This window comes from Gilliamella sp. ESL0250, assembly GCF_013345045.1.
In the GTDB taxonomy this organism is placed as follows: domain Bacteria; phylum Pseudomonadota; class Gammaproteobacteria; order Enterobacterales; family Orbaceae; genus Gilliamella; species Gilliamella apicola_H.
This window is the reverse complement of sequence record NZ_JAAEDV010000002.1, coordinates 146,850-167,548: the sequence shown is the minus strand read 5'-3', so window position 1 is coordinate 167,548 and position 20,699 is coordinate 146,850. Positions and strand designations below refer to the sequence as shown.

19 protein-coding genes are annotated in these 20,699 nt (G+C 36.5%); 3 read left to right on the top strand and 16 right to left on the bottom strand.

All coding sequences use genetic code 11. The features are described 5' to 3' along the window. Positions 1-122 precede the first annotated feature (122 nt). The 11 genes from yigB to GYY69_RS02550 form a co-directional block, all read right to left on the bottom strand. Positions 123-836: a 5-amino-6-(5-phospho-D-ribitylamino)uracil phosphatase YigB gene (gene yigB, locus GYY69_RS02600; RefSeq protein WP_174796284.1), complete on the bottom strand. Its 714-nt coding sequence runs from the start codon at positions 834-836 to the stop codon at positions 123-125. A 2-nt stretch (positions 837-838) separates the two neighbouring features. Then, complete coding sequence (xerC, locus tag GYY69_RS02595) at positions 839-1,759, bottom strand: tyrosine recombinase XerC (protein ID WP_174796283.1); 921 nt, start codon at positions 1,757-1,759, stop codon at positions 839-841. Positions 1,760-1,768: 9 nt separating this feature from the next. After that, complete coding sequence (locus GYY69_RS02590; RefSeq protein ID WP_174796282.1) at positions 1,769-2,503, bottom strand: DUF484 family protein; 735 nt, start codon at positions 2,501-2,503, stop codon at positions 1,769-1,771. Positions 2,504-2,661: 158 nt separating this feature from the next. Beyond that, positions 2,662-3,486 (bottom strand): diaminopimelate epimerase, encoded by an 825-nt coding sequence (gene dapF, locus GYY69_RS02585; protein ID WP_174796281.1) that lies wholly within the window; start codon positions 3,484-3,486, stop codon positions 2,662-2,664. A 121-nt stretch (positions 3,487-3,607) separates the two neighbouring features. After that, a complete protein-coding gene (gene lysA, locus GYY69_RS02580; RefSeq protein WP_174796280.1) occupies positions 3,608-4,861 on the bottom strand; it encodes a diaminopimelate decarboxylase in 1,254 nt (417 codons plus the stop codon). A 12-nt stretch (positions 4,862-4,873) separates the two neighbouring features. Further along, the gene (gene lptM, locus GYY69_RS02575; RefSeq protein WP_174796279.1) at positions 4,874-5,041 is read right to left on the bottom strand and encodes an LPS translocon maturation chaperone LptM; all 168 of its coding nucleotides are present in this window, start codon (positions 5,039-5,041) and stop codon (positions 4,874-4,876) included. Positions 5,042-5,348: 307 nt separating this feature from the next. After that, positions 5,349-6,224, bottom strand: coding sequence for an L-ribulose-5-phosphate 3-epimerase (locus GYY69_RS02570; protein WP_174796390.1), 876 nt, complete (start codon positions 6,222-6,224; stop codon positions 5,349-5,351). Between the two features lie 96 nt (positions 6,225-6,320). Further along, positions 6,321-6,965, bottom strand: a complete 645-nt coding sequence (locus tag GYY69_RS02565) for a 3-keto-L-gulonate-6-phosphate decarboxylase UlaD (protein ID WP_174796278.1) — start codon at positions 6,963-6,965, stop codon at positions 6,321-6,323. Positions 6,966-6,984: 19 nt separating this feature from the next. Continuing rightward, entirely contained in the window at positions 6,985-7,677 is a 693-nt protein-coding gene (locus GYY69_RS02560; RefSeq protein WP_174796277.1) for an L-ribulose-5-phosphate 4-epimerase, read from the bottom strand. Continuing rightward, on the bottom strand, positions 7,662-8,153 hold the full coding sequence (locus tag GYY69_RS02555) for a PTS sugar transporter subunit IIA (protein ID WP_174796276.1): 492 nt from the start codon (positions 8,151-8,153) through the stop codon (positions 7,662-7,664). The genes GYY69_RS02560 and GYY69_RS02555 overlap by 16 nt, the downstream gene beginning before the upstream one ends. Before the next feature lie 27 nt (positions 8,154-8,180). Next, entirely contained in the window at positions 8,181-9,902 is a 1,722-nt protein-coding gene (locus GYY69_RS02550; RefSeq protein ID WP_446718875.1) for a PTS ascorbate-specific subunit IIBC, read from the bottom strand. A gap of 394 nt (positions 9,903-10,296) precedes the next feature. On the opposite strand from GYY69_RS02550, the gene ulaR reads away from it, so the two are divergent. Together ulaR and ulaG are read left to right on the top strand one after the other, a co-directional pair. Further along, a complete protein-coding gene (gene ulaR / locus GYY69_RS02545) occupies positions 10,297-11,058 on the top strand; it encodes an HTH-type transcriptional regulator UlaR (RefSeq protein WP_174796274.1) in 762 nt (253 codons plus the stop codon). A gap of 25 nt (positions 11,059-11,083) precedes the next feature. After that, positions 11,084-12,151, top strand: coding sequence for an L-ascorbate 6-phosphate lactonase (gene ulaG, locus GYY69_RS02540; protein WP_174796273.1), 1,068 nt, complete (start codon positions 11,084-11,086; stop codon positions 12,149-12,151). Positions 12,152-12,287: 136 nt separating this feature from the next. Here the strand turns inward: ulaG and recG are convergent, their stop codons facing one another. The 5 genes from recG to pmbA all read right to left on the bottom strand — a co-directional run bounded on the left by recG (position 12,288) and on the right by pmbA (position 20,062). Next, complete coding sequence (gene recG / locus GYY69_RS02535; protein ID WP_174796272.1) at positions 12,288-14,381, bottom strand: ATP-dependent DNA helicase RecG; 2,094 nt, start codon at positions 14,379-14,381, stop codon at positions 12,288-12,290. Between the two features lie 5 nt (positions 14,382-14,386). Next, complete coding sequence (gene spoT, locus GYY69_RS02530; protein WP_174796271.1) at positions 14,387-16,492, bottom strand: bifunctional GTP diphosphokinase/guanosine-3',5'-bis pyrophosphate 3'-pyrophosphohydrolase; 2,106 nt, start codon at positions 16,490-16,492, stop codon at positions 14,387-14,389. Between the two features lie 18 nt (positions 16,493-16,510). Next, on the bottom strand, positions 16,511-16,801 hold the full coding sequence (gene rpoZ / locus GYY69_RS02525) for a DNA-directed RNA polymerase subunit omega (RefSeq protein ID WP_160431732.1): 291 nt from the start codon (positions 16,799-16,801) through the stop codon (positions 16,511-16,513). Between the two features lie 156 nt (positions 16,802-16,957). After that, positions 16,958-18,700 carry a SulP family inorganic anion transporter gene (locus GYY69_RS02520; protein WP_202984929.1) on the bottom strand — a complete coding sequence of 581 codons (1,743 nt, stop codon included), beginning with the start codon at positions 18,698-18,700 and terminating at the stop codon, positions 16,958-16,960. A 9-nt stretch (positions 18,701-18,709) separates the two neighbouring features. Continuing rightward, a complete protein-coding gene (gene pmbA, locus GYY69_RS02515; RefSeq protein ID WP_174796270.1) occupies positions 18,710-20,062 on the bottom strand; it encodes a metalloprotease PmbA in 1,353 nt (450 codons plus the stop codon). A gap of 77 nt (positions 20,063-20,139) precedes the next feature. Between pmbA and yjgA the strand changes: the two genes are divergently transcribed. Next, positions 20,140-20,676, top strand: coding sequence for a ribosome biogenesis factor YjgA (gene yjgA, locus GYY69_RS02510; protein WP_174796269.1), 537 nt, complete (start codon positions 20,140-20,142; stop codon positions 20,674-20,676). Positions 20,677-20,699 lie beyond the last annotated feature (23 nt).

The following is a 20,699-nucleotide window of genomic DNA, read 5'->3' as shown; positions in this document are numbered from 1 at the left end:
CGAGATATTTTGACGACTGTAATCGAACAGAATCTAATGATAAGTTTCTTTAAGTGAAATTTATCAGAATTTAATCTATCTTTATGTAAATTTACTGTCTATTTATACAGAAAAAGAAATAATTATAACAGATTCTCCAATTCTGACAATTGAGTTATTTCTATGTGGGGCAAACATATTGCATTATCAAGGTGTAAAATATCACGATGATAAATATTGATAAAGCAAGCCAAAAAGCCGTTATTAATTGCACCATTGACATCAGTCAATAGATTATCACCCACATGTAAAATATGATGTGATGGAATAGCTAGCTTATCAGAGGCCAAATCAAAAACCTCGGGAAAAGGTTTGGAACGCCCGTGTTCACCACCACGTAATGAAAACTGAAAATAGTTACCCAAACCAATTTGATGAATATCAACGTTACCATTAGTAATCACCGCTAAAGGATATTTAGTTGCCAATTTGGTTAATAGCAAATGAGTTGATTCAGGAACGTTTATCTTGTGTCGCCAAAAATTAAAACAGGTAACAGATTCATCAATCACATCAGCAAATTTTGATACTGGCATATTAGTTTTACTTAATAGCGATTTAATAGTTTGAATTCGCCAAACTATGACATCATGATAAATTTCAGGATAGGATGCCAGTACTGCATACTTTTCAGCAAAAAAGTCGGATATCGTTAAAGTGCATAATTGTTCATGACGTTGAAGCATTTTAACCATTTCTTCTTCCGCTTTTTCAACAATCATACTGTTATCATATAACGTATCATCAAGATCGAATGTGAATGCTTTAATACGATGAATAGACCGATAAAAGTGCATCGTTATTTTCCCCTTTTGGCTCGCGGATGGGCTGAGTCATAAACTTCTGACAGGTGTGAAAAATCTAAATGGGTATAAACTTGGGTCGTTGATAAATCGGCATGACCAAGCAATTCCTGAACTGCACGCAAGTCCCGACTTGATTCAAGCATATGGGTGGCAAATGAATGGCGTAATTTATGTGGATGAACGTGACTACTTAACCCTTGTTTAACACCCCATTGCGCAAATCGTTTTTCAACATTACGAGGTGAAATTCGTTTGCCTAACTTTGAAATAAATAGTGCATCATCTTGCGGTACAAAAAAATCTCGCATGGATAACCAGTGTTTAATCCATTTGATAGACTCCCGACCTAATGGCAGTTTCCGTTCTTTACTACCCTTCCCCATTACGCGAATTTCACCATCGATAAGATTTAATTCTCGACAATTAAGACTAACTAATTCGGACAGACGCAACCCCGAACCATACATGACTTCAAGCATTGCTCTGTCGCGGACTGAAAGCGGATCGTTAGCTTCGATATCAAGCAATTGATTAATTTCGTCAATATCAATATTTTTAGGCAGATGCTGACCTAATTTTGGATTTAATACTCCTCGAGCAGGGTTAGCTGTAAGACGTTCATTTTTTACCATCCAATCACAAAAACTACGCAAAGCCGATAGCCTTAATGACAAGCTTCTTGCTTGTAATCCTTTTTGTTTACTGCGACTAATTAACACTCTTACTGCTGATGAATCTAAATCCTGCCAATTTGAAATTTCACTTTCTTTTGCCAGCGAAATAAGCGCATAAAGCTGACGTCGATAATTGATTTGAGTATTTAAACTGAGCTGCTTTTCTGACTTTAAATAATTCAAAAACTGATCGACAGGCAATGTTAAGGAAGCATTAGCATTTTCGTTAAGCTGAACCATGATATTTCCTTATTTTTTTCGCATAATCCATCGGCTAATTAAAATAGGCAAAATTTCACTCATTTTCTCAAGTAACAATGTACCTTGCCCAGCTTGATAATGTTCTGGATTAGTGCTAGTAAACATTAAAAGCCCTAAATCTCCAAATTGCCCTAATAAAGATAAAGCCACCGACCCAACATAACCATGTTCAGGTAATAAAAAATCAAGTTCAGTTGAATTTAAAGTGCCTAAATATTGTTGAGTATACTGTAAATGTCTAACACGAATAAAATCAAATTGTGATGAATTTAAAGCTAAGTGATGGTAATTTGACGGTGCACTAAGCAGCCATTTATCGTCAAAGAGATATAAATAAGCTCCGCTAAGGCCTAACGATTTTGCCCATGTATTTAATAATACAATCAATTGATTGAGATCCTGCGCTTTAATCAATTCAATTTGTAAATCCATCAGTTGTCTAAACAGCAATTCGTTAGCACTGGCATGTTCCATTAATAATGATATTTCACACTCTAATTGCTTAATTTTGTTACGCTGACGAGCCATATTCCATTCAGGTAACGAAATAATCCCCCGAACGGGGTGGGGCACTCGCATGTACTCAACATACCGCGCATTTCGCATAAAAAAATCAGGGTTATCAATAAGATATTGACTCACAATGTCGTCATTTAATTTTTCCGATGAGGGCTGTTGTTGTATTTGTTTTGCTCTCAACTTTCGTGTATTTTTAGCAACCATAATTAACGTCTATCGTATTATCTTATATTTCTAATGCTTTCTACTTTTGATTGAATCACGCCAAACATAAAAATAAAATAAAATCAACACCATTATCAGTTTATTTTATGAAGTTTTCTATCAACAAATGTTAGAGCCATACAGTAAAAATATCAAAATTAAATGGCAATAAAGCCATCATACACATGCGTAGCAGGTCCAGTCATATAAAGGGAATGCTTGCCACCTTTCCATTCAATTAATAATTTGCCACCTGGCAAATTAACATTAACGCGTTGGTTTAATAACCCTTGATTAATACCAACTGCTACCGCAGCACAAGCCCCGGTACCACAAGCTTGCGTTTCGCCAACCCCACGTTCAAATACACGCAAATTAATGTTTTCGCGATCAATAATATGCATAAACCCAATATTGGCGCGTTCAGGAAAGCGCTCATGTTGCTCTAATAGTGATCCGAGTGTTGCAACTTCTGCGGTTACAATATCATCAACTTGAATCACACAGTGAGGATTACCCATAGATGCAACACCACATAATATGGTCTGTTCTTGTACGCGAATGATATAAGTTTTTTCTTCTTTAATAGCCTTGAAAGGGATTTTATTGGGTTCGAAAATGGGCTCCCCCATATTCACACGTACTGTATCATCATCATTGACGGTTAATACAATATTACCTCTCATGGTGCTGACTTTTAACACGCGTTTTCGGCTTAATCCTTTTAAACGAACAAAACGTGCAAAACAACGAGCACCATTACCACACTGCTCGACTTCAGAACCATCGGAATTAAAAATACGATAATGAAAATCACTATCGGGTACATAAGGAGGCTCAACAATAAGAAGCTGATCAAACCCGACCCCCGTATACCTATCTGCCATGCGTTTAATCATTTCTGTCGAAAGATGAACATTTTGCGTCACTGCATCAATAACCATAAAATCATTTCCGAGTCCATGCATTTTTGAAAAGTTCATCGTTAGTTTACCTTCTATTGTCAAACATGTTAGTTTGTTATTCTTCTGTTTAGGCTGTTAACCAGCAGCAACTTCAAAAGGAAATGCTATTGTGATTGAGCATTTCGATATAATGTAAATATTATAAAACCACTTCACCGCGCCATAAATCTTCAAAAGATTCACGCTCACGGATTAATTTATGTTGTTGTTCATCAATGAGCATCACTTCGGCAGGCCTTGGATGACTATTGTAATTCGATGCCATACTAAAGCCATAAGCACCAGCGCCACAAATGACCAATAGATCATCTTGGTTAACCGAAAGCTGGCGCTGATAAGCCAGTACATCGCTTGATTCACATATTGGCCCAACAACATTGTATACCAAAGATTCATCGCCAGCTTGTGGTTGTTTTTCGGGCAATATGTTCATCCAAGCATCGTAAAGTGCTGGACGGATCAAGTCATTCATCCCCGCATCAACAATCGCAAAATGGTTACCATCTTGGTGTTTGGTATATTCTACTTTAGTAATTAACACACCTGAATTAGCAACAATAGATCGTCCTGGCTCAAACAAAATTTCAATATCGGGATAATTAGCTAATTTGTTTTTTAACTCAGTAACAAGTTGTGATGCTGCAGGAGGTTGCTCATTATTATAACACACGCCTAAACCACCGCCTAAATCGATATGTTTAATAACAATATTATCCGATTGTAGTTTATCTACTAAGGCGAGTATGCGATCGGCAGCATCAAGAAATGGCGATAGTTGAGTTAACTGTGAACCAATATGACAATCAATACCAACAATATTAATATTAACCAATGATCGTGCCTTTCGGTAAACATCTAAAGCTAACTCATAGCTAATCCCAAATTTATTTTCGCGTAGACCTGTTGAGATATAAGGATGTGTTTTAGCATCTACATCGGGATTGATTCTTAATGAAATTGGTGCAGTTTTATTTAATCGTTTGGCAACTTCATCAATTCGGTACAATTCGGCTTCAGATTCAACATTAAAGCATTTAATGCCAACTTCAAGCGCACGTTCAATTTCAACGATTGATTTAGCAACACCAGAAAAAACGATTTTTTTAGGATCGGCACCCGCTTTTAATACTCGCTCTAACTCACCTTGTGAAACAATATCAAAACCAGCCCCCAGTTTTACCAGTAAACTTAAAACAGCTAAATTACTATTAGCTTTAACCGCATAACAAACTAAATGCTTATTATTGATCAAAGCTTGTTCATAGGCTAAAAACTGTTTACTTATGTGAGCAGCCGAATAAACATATAACGGGGTTCCATAGTGCTTAGCAAGAGCGGCTATAGCTATTTGATTGGCAAATAAGCGAGCATGTCTATAATTTAAAAAGTCCATTACCTTACTCCACTATGCATTTTTAATCAATAGATTAGATTGAATTGAGGCAGTTGTTGTTAGTTTGGTTTGTTGCGTTTGTGCCTTTTCAACTGGCTGATAAAGTGGGCCCTTTAATCCACATCCCACTAATGCCAAAGTAACAAAAAAGATAGAGAGTGATTTTATCGTTGATTTCATACAATATCCGCAATTCTTTCCATTTTTTTATAATGCTATCTATATTACACGATAGACATAGCAGTGCAAAGGGTAAATAATCATGTCTAAGCAAACACATATATAAAATTTGTAACTCGTGCAGATAAAAAGATAAATAAAAATATAAACTGCGAGTTAAAGCTTGGTTTTCGTCATTAACCACAAAACTTAATACACGTTAAACTATTTAATGTTAATCTCCACCATTAAATGGCTTGCGAGGAGCTTAACACCCCCAATCACAGCAATGGTATTAATCCTTTAAGGAATAAAAATGATTAAAATATTAGCAAAAAAGCGGAAAATCTGTTTTGTCACCTATTGCTTTTAATCGTTTTTGAGCGGTGATAATATTGGATTTCCAGTTATCATCATTTGCCCACATTTCGATAACTAAGGGTGCTACATAATTCATGGCATTAAGCGTTTTGAATATAGCAGTAAAATCAACTTCTCCTTCACCTATGATAAGATCTCTAAACTGACCTGGATAATTGGGTTTAACTTTATGAGTGTCCTTTAAGTGAATCTGTACAATATGCTCACAACTTAACATTAATTCGGTGCAAGTATCGTAATTCCATCCTGTGATGTTTCCAACGTCTGGATAAGCCATAAAATAAGGCGAGTTAATTTCTTTTTTTAGAATTTCAAATTTACTTAAACAGTTAAGATATTGCGTATCCATAATTTCAACTGCCAACATTATGCCAACTCGCTCGGCCTGTTTTGCTGCCCATTTAATTCCTTCAATAAAACGTTGATGTGTTTGCAAATCAGACGGTTCATAATACACATCATATCCAGCAAGCTGAATCACCCTTATACCCAATTTATAAGCAAACGTAATTGCTTTATCCATTATGGCTTTGGCTTCTTTTCTAATATCGCTATTTGCTGATCCAAACGGATATTTACGATGAGCACTAAGACACATAGAATGAATTGGTATACCAGTCTTTTCGCATAAATGTCTAAGCGAATATATCTCATCATCAGACCAATCTAACCTTGCACGACGCGCATGCGACTCATCGACTGAAATTTCGACAAAATCAAATCCTAATGTTTTAGCTTCATTTAATTTATTTTGCCATGATAGTTCGGTAGGCAATGCTTTTTCATAAATCCCTATACGAGGAGTCGTTTTAGATTGATACATTGTTCTTGATATATCTGTACTTTGCGGCATAGTGACCACCTAATAATAATTAAACAAAAAAGAAAAATGGCCCAATTAACGGCCACATGATGGTAATTACCAATATTGAGTTATTTGTTCTTTTAATGCTTGAGCGGTTTTTTTGCCGTTTTCATTAGCCAAAGCACGCCCCGCAATAAACGCTTTAGTTTTAATACCTGCAAATAGATGTATATCTTCAGGTACAATGCCTCCTGTAATTGACAGTTCTAGCCCTAAATCGGAAAGTTGACGCATTTTAGTTAGGTCATCTTCACCCCAGCCGATACCAGCAAGTTCAGCATCGCGTGACCGATGATATATTGCTTGCTTAATGCCTAATTTTCGCCACGCTTTTGCATCTTCTAAAGTCCAATGGCCATATAATTCAATTTGAATTTCACCTTTAAATTCATCGGCAACTTTTTTACATGCCTCAACAGTTGCAATATGCGCTGCTGCCGACACGGTTAACCAATTTGCACCAGCAGAAAAAGCCATTTTAGCCAAAATAGCTCCACCATCAGTCGTTTTTAAATCACACACCAAAATATGATTTGGATAGAGTTGTCTTAAACGTTTAACACTTTGCATTCCTGCTCCAAATGCCAAAATAGTACCGACCTCGATGATATCGACAAACCCAGCTACATTTTGAGCAACGTCTAATGCCAGAGTTAACTCGGTTTGATCTAACGCGATTTGTAATTTAGGTGTTGACATGTTTTTCTCCTTATCTCTTTTATTTTTGACCGTAGTAAGCATTCGCACCATGTTTGCGAAAGTAGTGCTTATCGGATAAAGTTTGTTGGATTTTAATTGTTTGATTCAATTGACGGGTTGCCAATGCCATCATGGCGACTTCTTCAAGTACAACGGCGTTATGCACAGCATCAAAGGCGCTTTTACCCCAGCAAAATGGCGCATGCCCCGAAATCACCGCTCCCGGCATTGCGACAGGATCAAGCCCGCGGTATTTAAATTCTTCAACAATAACTAAGCCGGTGTTTTTTTCGTAATCAGTCGCAATTTCGCTATCGGTCAATTTACGTGTGCAGGGCACATCGCCATAAAAGTAATCTGCATGAGTGGTGCCTAAAGCAGGAATATCTAATTCAGCCTGAGCCCAAATGGTTGCATAACGTGAATGCGTATGCACAATACCACCAATAGCAGGAAATGCTTTATACAGTTCGATATGCGTTGCAGTATCGCTTGAAGGATTTAACTTCCCTTCAACAATGTCGCCCGTTAATGAAACCACCACGATATCGTCAACGGTCATAGTGCTATACTCAACGCCAGAAGGCTTAATGGCAATAACGTCTCTAGTGCGATCAATTTCAGAGACATTACCCCACGTAAAAGTGACTAAATTATATTTTGGTAGCAATAAGTTGGCTTGCAAGACACTTTCTTTTAAAGCTTGATACATAACTCCCCCCTACTTATAGCCTGTTCAATAACGGCATAAACATCTTCTTTTGAGTTACATCGCCTTAATTTGTCAAGATCAATACCCGTTTCGCTATTTTCATCATCTAAGATTTGGGTTACTTCCATTAATCCTTCCATATGCTGATCAGAAGTACTGCCAGCAAGCGTAACTAAAACATCAACTGGTTCGTCTTCACCTTCAAAATAGACAGGATTTTTTAAGGTAACTAAAGCAAACGCGGTTCTATTCACTCCGTCTTCAGGTCTAGCATGGGGCATGGCAAAGTTTGGAGCAATAATAATGTAGGGCCCCATTGTCTTAACACAGCTAATAATGGCATCGTAATACGAAGGCTCTATCGCTTTTGATGCAACTAACATATCCGTGCCTAACTTAATAGCTTCTTGCCAAGTTGCAACATCTGCTTTGAGTAAAATCGAGTTATTCTCAATCAGTGATTCTTTTAAGGCCATGTTGTACTCCTTTTTTAATTGGAAAAACTATCTAGAAACTACTTGATTAATCAGCTTAATAAGCTCATCGCCAAATGTTTGTGGATTAAGCATATTTTTAACACCTAACGCATACTGACCGTCATTGACTTCAATTTCATGAATAAGATGCTTTGATGCGACAATAATATCGACATTAGGAAGACGTGATTTGTAATCAGTCACCGCACAAGAGTCCATTTCATTCGGAATACCTTTTTTATTTAAGTAGTTGGCAATTTTCATTTTCATCATCATTGAGGAACCTTGGCCACTACCACAGACAGCCAAAATTCGAACTACGCGACCATCACTAGTTGCGATCTCATCCATTTTTTCAACTACAGCTATATTCATATCTTGATGTTCGTCATTTATTTCTGATTGTTTTGTTTGCATGGCCTCATCTAAACGTAACTGTTTAGCAGCAAAGAACATATAAAGCACTGCTAATGCTATAAGCACATAGATAAATAAATGCGAAATAGATAAACCTTGTAAAATAAGTGGAAATAATATTGCCCAATCAGCCATTCCCATCCAAGAGTCAATCGGTGTCCCATTTTGTGCAAAAATATAAATGACCCAAGCCGAACCAAATACCTCTATCATGCCCATCACAAAACAAATTTTCATAACGGCTTTCCAACCACCAAAGTGGTTAGCAAAAACACCAATAGTTGCGTTCGAAAAAAACATCGGAATAAAACCAGGAATAATCATAATAGGTGATTTAAAGACAAGTAATAAAGCAATAGCAAAAAATTGTCCTAACGCCCCCCAAATAAAACCAAATACCATGGCATTAGGGGAAAACGCATAAATAGCAGCACAATCAATAGCCAATACAGCATTAGGGATTAATTTTTCAGAAATGCCTTTAAAGGCTTCAGACAGCTCAGCAACAAACATTCGCACACCACTTACAATCACTTGGATAGCCACAGCGAATTTAAGACCAGTTTCAAAAATATAGATTGCCCAATGAGTTGACCCAGCCATGGTTTGCAAATTATCTAAGCCAAACGAAAGTAAAATAATTCCAAAGAAAAAAGTCATAACAATGGTGGTTGCAGCGATACTATCATGAAAAATATGCAACCATTTAGGCAGTTTCAAATTATCAACAGAATCGTTTTTATCACCCAATTTAGGCGCTAATTTAACGGCAATCCATGAGCCCAGTTGTTGTTGGTGACCAATTGAGAATCCAGCACCACCGGTGACAGCTTCAGTAGGTTTGAACATCATATTCGAAAAGATACCCCAATAAAGCGCGATAATAACGGCCGAATAGATAATGGTTTCCCACATACTGTAGCCAAAAAGAAAGTAAAATAATGCAATTAAACCAACCTGCTGAAACATAATATGGCCAGTTAACATGATGGTTCGAATACCTGTTATACGGCGAAAAATAACCAGCACGATATTAATAGCCAATGCTAACAATACCGCATAACCAACCCATGAATAGTTTTCATGCATGCCATTTTCAACGGCCACCATTGATGCATAAGTATCAATAATAGATCCTTTAATACCATGATACTCAGCCAGTTTGGCAATAACTGGTTTGAAAGTTGAAACTAACACGCCAGATCCAACTTGCAATAGCATAAAACCAACAATGGTCTTAATGGTACCTTTTAACACCGTTGATATATCTTTACGTAACAGACAATAACCTAGCATTGTCACTAAGCCAAGTAACAAAGGTGCCTTTGTCATAACTTGACTATAAAAAATATAAAATACGTTATACATTACTTCCATATGTTCCTCTCATCAGTTATCGACATTTTTCATTGCTTCAACAATACATCTCGGAGATCAAGTTTTATCAAAATGAAATACTAGCAACATATTCCACAATCAAAACAAATCACTCAATGATTATTTATGATTATTTTGATAAGGATCACTTTTTCAAATAATTAATAACCATACCTGTGACATGCATCACACTTTAATAAAAAAGAAAGAAAACAAAAATTAAATTAAATATTATCAATATAATAAATAATTAACCAATAAATTTAAATTTAAAATAATTGACATTCATACAAATGAAAATTATCATCATTTTAAATCACATTTAATCAATAAGAATAAAGGGGTTGTAATGAGTGAGTTATCTCGGCATAACGAAATGGTGGCTTTAGTTAATGAAAAAGGTATGGTTAAAGTCTCCGAGTTAATTTCGTATTTCGCTATTTCTCCCGCAACTGCTCGCAGAGATATCACAAAACTGGATCAAGAAGGGCGAGTAAAAAAAGTTCGCAATGGCATTACACGATTAGAAGAAGTAAAACCAATTTGGGCTCCAATTGATAATCATAATACCGACCACTATCACGAAAAAGCGCGCATTGCCATTCGTGCTGCCAAACTGTGCAACAATGAAGAAAACATTGTTATAAACTGCGGATCAACGGCATTTTTACTCGGACGCGAACTGTGTGGTAAAAATGTCTCGATTATTACGAACTACTTTCCATTAGCGTGTTACTTAATTGAACATGACCATGAAAACGTCATTATTATGGGCGGATTATACAATAAAACACAAAATATAATTATTAATCCTATTATTAGCATAACCGACTCCTATGCAGGCAAATGGATGTTTACTAGTGGCAAAACATTAACACCAACTGGTCTTTATAAAAACGAAATATTAGGTGCGGTTGCTGAACAACAAATATTGGAAAAAGTTGAGAATTTAGTTGTTGTTGTCGATAGTTCAAAAATTGATAAAAAAGCCAATTCAGGCATGCTTTTTTGTCCTGTTAATAAAATCGATATTTTAATTACAGGAAAACAAGCAAATAAGGATGTGATTGAATGTATTAAGGAGCAAGGTGTTGAAGTTATTTTAGTTTAACAATTAATTGTAAAAGGAACAAAGTATGAGTAAAGTGAACGAGATTACCCGTGAATCATGGATATTAAATACATTTCCTGAATGGGGAACATGGCTCAATGAAGAAATAGAAACGACAGAAGTTAAACCCAACACATTTACGATGTGGTGGCTTGCTTGTACTGGTATCTGGTTAAAATCAGCTGGCAATACAAATATATCTGTCGATTTTTGGTGTGGAACTGGAAAAAAGACACACGCAAATCCATTAATGAATAAACAACATCAAATGATGCGTATGGGTGGCGTGCGTGAATTACAACCAAATTTAAGAACGAGCCCATTTGTTCTTGACCCTTTTGCAATTAAACAAATTGATGCAGTAATGGCAACTCACGATCATGCTGATCATATTGATATCAATGTTGCTGCTGCTGTTATTCAAAACTGTTCATCTAGTGTTAAATTTATCGGTCCTAAAGCCTGTGTAGAATTATGGAAAAGTTGGGGAGTACCAGAAGATCGTTGCATTGTTGCCAAAGTGGGCGAAACAATCCAAGTCGGCGATATCACCATTCGGGTATTGGATTCTTTTGATAGAACATCACTAGTTACTCTCCCCAAAGGCGTATCATCAACTGATAAATCTATTTTAGATGGCATGAACGACAGAGCTGTTAACTATCTATTTGAAACATCGGGCGGATCGCTTTATCATTCTGGTGATTCACACTATTCTAATTATTATGCAAAACATGGTAACGATTATAAAATCGATGTTGCATTGCTATCTTACGGCGAAAACCCTCGCGGTGTGACAGATAAAATGACGTCAGCCGATATTTTGCGTGCGGCTGAATCACTCAATACTAAAGTTGTTATTCCATTCCATCATGATATTTGGGCAAACTTCCAAAGCGACCCTCGTGAAATCGAAGTATTATGGCAAATGAAAAAAGATCGCCTAAATTATCAATTTACGCCTTTCTTTTGGCAAGTGGGCGGAAGATATACTTATCCAGCCGATCAACATAAAATGCATTATCAACATTATCGTGGTTTTAGAGATATTTTTATTGATGAGCCAGAATTACCTTATCGCTCATTCTTATAACTCTGCAATGTTATCTTAACTTCTTAGATATTAACTTCAATGTGTGGACTGAAAACAACAATGCTTCAGCCCACACATAAATTTATTACCCATAAATAAGTACAACATTTAATTTTAGTAAAAAAATACAGCACAATTATACATTAATGTATTTTTCACGATTTGGCAGCCAGCAATCAATTAATTGTATGGCGTTTTGTGGATAGTTGTTTTGGAAATCATAAGATGCTTGCTGCACTTCACTAATCAAATGCTGATCGCGAATCAAATCAACCACTTTAAAATTAGCCATACCCATTTGCCGAGTTCCTAAAATTTCACCACTACCACGAAGTTCAAGATCTTTTTGGGCTATAATAAAACCATCATTACTTTCACGCATTACCTTCATGCGAGCTTGAGCGACTCTGCTTAGGGGCGCTTGATACATTAATACACAATGAGACACTACCGAACCTCGTCCAACTCGTCCACGTAACTGATGCAATTGTGCTAAACCTAATCGTTCTGCATTTTCGATAATCATTAAACTAGCATTAGGTACATCAACGCCAACTTCAATAACCGTTGTGGCGACAAGCAATTGAATTTTTCCGGCTTTAAAGTCTTGCATCACCGACTGCTTTAAATCAGATTTCATTTTGCCATGCACTAACGCAATACTTAAATGAGGCAAACGCGCTTGTAATTCAGCAACCAACATTTCAGCCGCTTGTGCATCAAGCGTTTCGGACTCTTCAACCAAAGTACATACCCAATATACTTGGCGATTGTCTAAACAGGCTTGATTTACACGTTCAATGATCTCATCTCGGCGAGTATTAGGTATAACAACTGTGGTGATAGGCGTTCTTCCTGGTGGCAATTCATCAATGACTGAAACATCGAGATCGGCATAAACAGTCATGGCTAATGTTCTGGGAATAGGCGTTGCGGTCATAATTAATTGATGAGGATAAATATGATCTTTAATGCCTTTTTCCCAAAGACTTAAGCGCTGATTAACGCCAAAACGGTGCTGCTCATCAATAATCACCAAACCTAATGAATTAAATTGCACTTTATCAACAAATACCGCATGCGTTCCAATTAACATGGTAAGTTCACCATTTAAAATACGCTCATAACGCTGACGCTTATTTTTAGCGGTTAATGTCCCTGATAACCAATCCACAGAAATACCAAGAGGATCAAACCATTGTTTAAAATTGTTATAATGTTGTTCTGCTAATATTTCAGTCGGCGCCATTAATACCACTTGTCGATTATTTTCTATTGCATTGAGTGCCGCTAGTGCTGCAACTAACGTTTTGCCAGAACCAACATCTCCCTGAATTAATCGCATCATTGGAGTTGGTTTTGCCATATCTAGATAAATATCTTGAACCACTCGTTTCTGAGCATGAGTGGGGTAAAAAGATAATGAAGATAAAAACGGTTTTATAAACTTTTGACTGACATTCATTGCATAAGCTTGCTGCTTTTGATTATTTATTTTCAACATCAACATGCTTAAATGATAGGCGAGCAACTCTTCAAAAATAAACCGTTTAATTGCAGGGTGTTCCCCATTCGACAATTGATTTATATCAGTATCTATTGGTGGGTTATGAATAATATTTAACGAATCGAAAACAGTGAAATAGCGACTCGCTAGCGATGCCGGTAAAATTTCTTTTGGCGGGTTACGTTTTAATAATAGCAGTGCAGCTTGAATCAGTTTACGAATAATATTTTGGGTAAGTCCGTAAGTCGTTGAATAGATAGGCGTATATCTTTCTTCATTGCAATCAGAAGCTAACAAATTATTCTCAAGATTACCTTTAACTTTATATTGTGGATGAATTATTTCAGGATAGTTTTTTCCTCTTTTTACCTCACCATAAGCACTTATCCACTTACCTTGCATTAAACTTGCTTTCAGCCCAGCATTAAAATTCATAAATCTTAATATGGCTATTCCTGATTCATCTTGAATATAACAAACTAACATTTGCTTACGCCTAAAGATGACTTCAGTTTTTATGATGCACCCTTCAATCGTAGTATACCCACCGATAGCCACATCACCAATGGCACAAGTAGAAGTGCGATCTTCATAACGCAAAGGAAAATGCAATAATAGATCTTTGACGCTATAGATACCTAATATATTGAATTTTTTTTCTAAACTTGCACCAACTCCTGTTAATTTTATCAACGGTAAATGGTCCAAAAAACGATTTATCATAATGACTAATTTATATTTCGTGTAACACTCACTACATCCGGTTGTAGTGACATTTTACGAATTAACTCATTAAGTTGCTGAGTATCTTTCACTTCTATCTGCAAGATGATTGTATAAATTTGTCTATCTTTTTCTTCAGTATTTAACCATTGCAAGTGGGCATTTTCATCATTAATAATTGAAAGAATATGTGCTAAAGAACCTTGAGTATTTAAAATATCGACCCAAATTTCAGCAACAAAGGATTGAGAAATATTAGGAGCCCATTTAAGCGAAATAAATTTTTCTGGGTTATGTTGATAGCCCGTAATATTTCGGCAAGATTCATGATGAACGGTCAGTCCTTTTTCAGGGCTAACATGGCCAACAATAGGATCATTAGGGATAGGATGACAACACTTAGCAAACGTAACCAAAACGCCTTCACTGCCAGTAATAACAAGTGTTTTATTTGGCTCTGCTTTATTTGGTAACAGCGATTTATGTTCTAAACCTTTGACAATAAAATGACTCATAATATTGCCTAATCCAATTTCGGCCAAGACATCTTCAAAATTGGACAACTTTGTTAATTCAACCACTCGATCTTTTTGACTCGATGATAGCCCACCAATACCTCCAGATTTAACTAACGAAAGGTTAAGTAAACGCCGCCCTAATTCAATTGCATCCTCACGTTTAAGCGTTTTAAGCGCATGACGAATACGAGACTTTGCTTTAGCACTAACTACAAAATTCAACCAATTCGCGTTAGGTCGTCCTTCTGGTGAGGTAATAATTTCCACGGTTTGCCCACTACTTAGTGGTTGTGATAGAGGATAAGGTTTACGATCAACAATCGCTCCAATACATTGATAACCAATATCTGAATGAACCGCATAAGCAAGATCAACAGCTGTCGCCCCCTCTGGTAACTGAACAATACGACCTTTAGGGGTAAAAACATAAATTTCTTTAGGAAACAAATCTGATTTTACATTTTCGATAAACTCAAAAGAATTACCTACACTTTGTTGTAGTTCTAATAAGCTTTGCATCCAGCGTTGCGCTTTAATTTGCGTGGTAGTATTCAACTCATCTTTTTCGTTATATGCCCAATGTGCAGCAACCCCCATTTCAGCCATTTGATCCATGTCTTCAGTACGGATTTGTACTTCAACTGGAGTACCGTGTGGTCCAATTAATGATGAATGTAACGACTGATACCCATTCGCTTTAGGAATCGCTATATAGTCTTTAAAACGATTTAGCCGTGGTTTATATAAATTATGTACCAGCCCAAGCGCACGATAACAAGCATCGACATCTTTAACCACAATTCTAAAAGTGTAAATATCCATAATGGAATGAAACTGCTGTTCACGCAGTTTCATCTTTTGATAAATCACATAAATATTTTTTTCGATACCTGTCACATTGGCATCAATATGTGCGTCACGTAATCGCTGCTTTATTTCAGACAAAATTCGTTGAATCAGTTCTTTTCGTTTATTTCGCGCTGTTTTAATTACTTTTTCAATTACTTTAGCACGATTGGGATGCATTGCTGTAAAGCCTAAAATCTCAAGTTCAGTTTTAATATGATGAATACCTAAACGATGAGCTAAAGGAGCATAAATTTCGAGAGTTTCTTTGGCAATGCGACGGCGCTTGTCAGGTCTTAAGGCACAGAGTGTGCGCATGTTATGGGTGCGGTCAGCTAGTTTAATTAAAATAACACGCACATCTTCGGTCATGGCAAGCACCATTTTCCGAAAATTTTCGGCTTGAGCCTCTTGTCTGTTACGGAATTTTAATTTATCAAGTTTAGAAACACCTTCAACTAAAATGGCAACATGTTTACCAAATTTATTCGTAATATCTTGAAAGGTAACAGGAGTATCTTCAATAGTGTCATGCAAAAGTGCAGCAATAATGGTTTCATAATCAAGCCGCATCTCAGCTAAATTTGTTGCGACTGCAACTGGGTGAGTGATATAAGGTTCACCACTACATCGGAATTGCCCATCATGTGCATTTTTAGCAAAAAGATAAGCATCTTGAATCAATTCGACTTGTTTAGGCGGAAGATAAGATGCTACAACCTCTTTTAAGCTATCGAAATATTGCATAAGCAATTCCTGTGAAGCTTATTCGTACGATGGTGTATTTTCGAGAAGAATCGACTCATGAAGTGTTGCGCGCACTTCTGCTTCTTCATCTTGACGCGCTTGGAAATCAGCAATATCAAGAATTTGTTTATTGACAAGACCATCTTCTATTTCACGTAAAGCAACAACGGTTTCTTTGTCGTTTTCTTCCGGAACCAGTGGAGATTTATTTTCAACCTGTAGTTGACGAGCGCGTCTTGCTGCTACAATAACGAGATCAAAGCGATTACCAATTTTTTCTACTGCATCTTGAACAGTTACACGTGCCATTTTTACCTCTAAAATTGTTTACTAAAATGCTTCATTTGAAAGATCTGACATTGTACTTAAATTTATAGGCGATTGTCTATATTAATATTGCTTGATCTATCGAAATCAAGGGATGTGAGATAAATAAAAAAGCAATCTTTCCAATTTTGTTAACGGTCACGATAACTGAACAGATTCATCATCAACTTTACTATTTATATGTTCCTTACTTTGGACTAATTTAACCGCAAAATAAAGATCATAAGCAAAATCAATATACTTATCATCGAGCTTGATATCCATTTGTTTAAACCAGTTTTTGAGCGTTTTGCGTCGGCCAGATAATATTAAAGTCACGTTTCTTACTTTTAAAGACTTTACTAATTCATCAATGCCCGACAAAACACTCACATCCTTATAGGTAAAACAAGGAATCGCATCGACAATCACATAATTTATAGTTTCTTGTGCTTCGTCAATATAACTAATAATTCTTCGTTTAAAATAAGCAATATTGAAATACGTTAACGGAGAATTAAATCGATAAATCATCGTATTATTGACTGGTCGTACATCCTGACCTATTGAATGAATTCGACCACTTTCATCAATACCTAGCAGCTGATCTTTTGGCCTAAATACACGGCGTAAAAATAAAAATAGGCCAAGGAGTACTGCTAACGCCATACCAGGAATAATGCCAATTACGAGCACTGAAACGAGTGTTGTCAAACTTAAATAAAACGCATCTCGATCAAATTTAAAAAAGCGGATAATTGTTTGAAAATTGATTAACGAAATTGAAGAATAAATTAAAATCACTCCTAATACGCAAGTTGGAATAAATTGCAAAGGTGAAAGAAAAAACAACACAACTATACCAATTAACATTGCAGCAATAATCGAAACGAGTTGAGTTTTCCCCCCATTGGCATCATTCACAGCGGTTCTTGATGATGTGCCACTAACCACAAAGCCTTGTGATAACCCTGCTACAATATTGGCGATACCTAACGCTTTAAATTCAACATCAGCATTGGTTTCATAGTTATTTTTGGATGCAAAACTGCGCACGGTTATCATCATACTCACAAAACAGATGATGGCAATATTAAGCGAAGGCACAACTAAATCACGCATTAAACCTTTATCGAAATCAAGCCATGATTCGACAGGAATAAAATCACCGCTCACATTACCAATAATACGAATATTAAAATATTCAAAATTAAACAACCATGAAAAAAACGTCATCACAATAACGGCTAACAGCGGTGCTGGATATTGAGGCTTTAAACGCTTTAAAACAATTAAAATTAATAACGTAAAAAATGAAACCAGTGCAGTACCTATATGGATTTGTAGTATTTTAAAAGGGAAATACATAATTCGCTCAATCAAATAAGAATAATCATAACTAAAGCCCAATGTTTTGGCTAACTGATCAACCATAATGGTGATTGAAATACCATTTAGTAAACCAATTAAAATAGGCTGACTAAGCAAGTCGGCCAAGGCACCCAGATGCAACTTTCCTGCGATGATACACCAAATACCGATCATGATTGTTAATATTACAACTAATTGCCAACGCAATATTGGATCATTTGCCGCTAACGGTAATACAACAGCCGCAACCACAGCACAAGTAGCCGTATCAGGCCCAACAATCAGTTGCTTAGAAGAACCAAAAAACGCATACACAATTAAAGGCAAAATGGTCGAATACAATCCTGCTATAGCGCCAACGCCAGTCAATTCAGCATAAGCAATTGATACAGGTAACGAAACAGCCGCAACCGACAAGCCAGCCTTAAGGTCAAAAGTAAAATATTCGCGTTTATACTGTAATAAACTACTTAATCCAGGCATCCATGAAGTTATTTTCTGGAAAAAAGTACTGTTTAAAAAACTGCCCATACTACTCCTTTATTTTCCGGCTATACTCATATTATCAATCAAAATTGAACCACATTGAATATTCGTTCTTGTTTCGACATCATTACCAATTGCCACAATATTTTTATACATATCTTTAAGATTGCCAGCAATAGTAATTTCGCTAACCGGATATTGAATTTGTCCGTTTTCAACCCAAAACCCAGTGGCTCCGCGTGAATAATCGCCATTCACACCATTAACACCTTGCCCCATTAATGAAGTCACCACAATACCTTTATCCATTTTTTTAAGCATATCATTAAAATCAGCATTAGTTCGGCTTGGTGAAACCCGCCAATTATGAATACCACCTGCATGCCCAGTCGATGTTAAGCCCAATTTACGCGCAGAATAGTTACCTAACAAATAAGTTTGCAACACGCCTTGTTCAACAATATTACGTTGAACTGTTTTGCTACCTTCATTATCAAAAGGTGACGACCCAACGCCTTTTAGAATATGAGGATCTTCATAAATGGTTAGCCACTTAGGAAAGACAGCTTGCCCAACACTATTTAATAAAAACGAAGATTTCCGATAGATTGCACCGCCACTTATGGCGCCTACTAAATGCCTAATTAGCCCAACGGCAACTTCAGCACTAAATAGCACTGGCGCTTGCATTGTTGCGATTTGTTTAGCGCCTAAATGTGAAATCGCTCTATCAGCCGCCTGCATGCCAACCCAATTTGCTGATTTTAATTCACTAAAATCGCGTGATGAAGTATAAGCATAATTACTTTCCATCTGCCCTGCTTGTTCAGCAATGACAGAGCATGAAAGTGAATGTGAACTTGCGCAATAACCTTGTAACATCCCCAAACTATTGCCATACACATAAACACCATAGCGACTACTAAAATAACCGCCATCAGTATTAATTAATTTTGAATGATTGAGCGCGGTTAACTCGGCTTGTTTGGCCAGCTCAATAGCATTATCAACATTCAAATCACTTGGGTAAAATAAATCTAAATCGGGTGGATTAAATGCCATTTGGCTTACATCCCCCAAACCAGAACAAGGATCGGGCGAGGTGTATTGCATAATATTAATTGCCATATCCACCGTGTGCAAAATAGCCTGTTCGGATAAATCATTGGTTGATGCACAGCCTTTACATTGATTTTGATAAACCGTAATGGATAATGCCCCATCACTATTAAATTCAACATTTTCGGTTTCGCCAAGGCGCGTACTGACACTAATACCTGTTGACTTGTTAATCGACACCTCAACTTCATCAACTCGCGACTTTGCTTGATTAATGGCATTAGCAACAATTTCTGATAAATTCACTTTTTGATTTAAAGCTTCTTTTTTAATCTGTTCAATACTCATTTTATTATTTTCTACAATTCTGCTAGTGATACGTTATAATAAGCCAGAATTGAATATTAGTTAACAAAAGAAATAACATGAATCACAATCAAGAGACAAATCTAGAACCCAACTTTACTATTGACAATGAAGACGAAGAAATCATTTACGTTAGCAAAAGTGAAATCAAACGCGATGCCGAAGCCCTAAAAAAATTGGGTATTGAACTTATCAATTTAAGCAAGAACGAACTGGAAAAAATCCCTCTTGATGAGGATCTTATTTATGCTATTGAACTTGCGCAAAAGATAAAAAAAGAAGGGTATCGCAGACAAATTCAATATATTGGCAAGCTTTTACGTAGCCGAGATATTGAACCTATTAGCCAAGCGCTTGATAAGCTCAAAAATCGCCACAATCAGCAAATTGCCTTATTTCACAAACTTGAAAAGCTACGCGATGATCTGATTGCAACTGGTGATGCTGAAACCATTATGGACTTATATCCAACGGCCGATCGCCAGCAACTGCGCACCTTAGCCCGTTTAGCTAAAAAAGAGCAAGAATCCAATAAACCCGTCAAATTGGCAAAGCAAATTTTTCAATATTTAAAAGAATTGAGCGATACAGAATAATCTTTATAATGTGCGCTTATTGT

Coding starts and splice junctions, on each gene's coding strand:
- yigB (WP_174796284.1), bottom strand. CDS start 836: ATGCACTTTTATCGGTCTATTCATCGTATTAAAGCATTCACATTCGAT.
- xerC (WP_174796283.1), bottom strand. CDS start 1,759: ATGGTTCAGCTTAACGAAAATGCTAATGCTTCCTTAACATTGCCTGTC.
- GYY69_RS02590 (WP_174796282.1), bottom strand. CDS start 2,503: ATGGTTGCTAAAAATACACGAAAGTTGAGAGCAAAACAAATACAACAA.
- dapF (WP_174796281.1), bottom strand. CDS start 3,486: ATGAACTTTTCAAAAATGCATGGACTCGGAAATGATTTTATGGTTATT.
- lysA (WP_174796280.1), bottom strand. CDS start 4,861: ATGGACTTTTTAAATTATAGACATGCTCGCTTATTTGCCAATCAAATA.
- lptM (WP_174796279.1), bottom strand. CDS start 5,041: ATGAAATCAACGATAAAATCACTCTCTATCTTTTTTGTTACTTTGGCA.
- GYY69_RS02570 (WP_174796390.1), bottom strand. CDS start 6,224: ATGTATCAATCTAAAACGACTCCTCGTATAGGGATTTATGAAAAAGCA.
- GYY69_RS02565 (WP_174796278.1), bottom strand. CDS start 6,965: ATGTCAACACCTAAATTACAAATCGCGTTAGATCAAACCGAGTTAACT.
- GYY69_RS02560 (WP_174796277.1), bottom strand. CDS start 7,677: ATGTATCAAGCTTTAAAAGAAAGTGTCTTGCAAGCCAACTTATTGCTA.
- GYY69_RS02555 (WP_174796276.1), bottom strand. CDS start 8,153: ATGGCCTTAAAAGAATCACTGATTGAGAATAACTCGATTTTACTCAAA.
- GYY69_RS02550 (WP_446718875.1), bottom strand. CDS start 9,902: ATGACAAAGGCACCTTTGTTACTTGGCTTAGTGACAATGCTAGGTTAT.
- ulaR (WP_174796274.1), top strand. CDS start 10,297: ATGAGTGAGTTATCTCGGCATAACGAAATGGTGGCTTTAGTTAATGAA.
- ulaG (WP_174796273.1), top strand. CDS start 11,084: ATGAGTAAAGTGAACGAGATTACCCGTGAATCATGGATATTAAATACA.
- recG (WP_174796272.1), bottom strand. CDS start 14,381: ATGATAAATCGTTTTTTGGACCATTTACCGTTGATAAAATTAACAGGA.
- spoT (WP_174796271.1), bottom strand. CDS start 16,492: ATGCAATATTTCGATAGCTTAAAAGAGGTTGTAGCATCTTATCTTCCG.
- rpoZ (WP_160431732.1), bottom strand. CDS start 16,801: ATGGCACGTGTAACTGTTCAAGATGCAGTAGAAAAAATTGGTAATCGC.
- GYY69_RS02520 (WP_202984929.1), bottom strand. CDS start 18,700: ATGGGCAGTTTTTTAAACAGTACTTTTTTCCAGAAAATAACTTCATGG.
- pmbA (WP_174796270.1), bottom strand. CDS start 20,062: ATGAGTATTGAACAGATTAAAAAAGAAGCTTTAAATCAAAAAGTGAAT.
- yjgA (WP_174796269.1), top strand. CDS start 20,140: ATGAATCACAATCAAGAGACAAATCTAGAACCCAACTTTACTATTGAC.